Source organism: Microbacterium sp. K41 (genome assembly GCF_004794395.1).
Taxonomy (GTDB): Bacteria; Actinomycetota; Actinomycetes; order Actinomycetales; family Microbacteriaceae; genus Microbacterium; species Microbacterium sufflavum.
On the sequence record NZ_SSDO01000379.1, the window covers coordinates 1 to 533 of the forward strand.

The following is a 533-nucleotide window of genomic DNA, read 5'->3' on the forward strand; positions in this document are numbered from 1 at the left end:
CTCCCGCGCGGCGCGCAGTTCGGCGCGCGTGCGCGGGACGGCGGGCGTCTCGCGGCGCTCGTCGTCAGTACTCATAGGGGTCCTTCGGCTCGTCGATCGCGACGACGTCCGTCGGCTCGATGCGCAGCGTGCCGTCGGCGTCGGCGCGCACCGTGCCCGTCACCTCGACCCACTGCCCCGTCTCGTACTCGCCGGGGTCGACGTCGGTCGGCAGGGCCGCGGTCTGCGCGTCGATCACGCAGTGCGTGATGACGAGCCGGGTGAGGTTCACGCCGTCGCCCTTCCCCGCCGGGGTGACGAAGCCGGTGAGCGTGACCGGGGCCCCGTCGTACGCCGCGGTGTTCGTGGCCCCCGCGAAGACACTGGCCCAGTCGCCGATGCCGAACGTCGAGGTGTCCGCGACGCCGAGGGCCACGGTGTCCGCACCGGCGAACAGCGTGGCCTGCTCCCCCGCGCGCGACATCGCGAGCTCGACCGACAGCGAGGCGGGCGGCAGCACGAGCGCTGCGGCCACGACCCCGGTGGCGACCACA

At 74.5% G+C, this 533-nt stretch carries 1 protein-coding gene; it reads right to left on the reverse strand.

Annotated features, from left to right (window positions below):
* Positions 1 to 64: 64 nt before the first annotated feature.
* A partial coding sequence (locus DW309_RS11795) for a TIGR03943 family putative permease subunit (RefSeq protein WP_446724720.1) occupies positions 65 to 533 on the reverse strand: 469 nt, incomplete at its 5' end.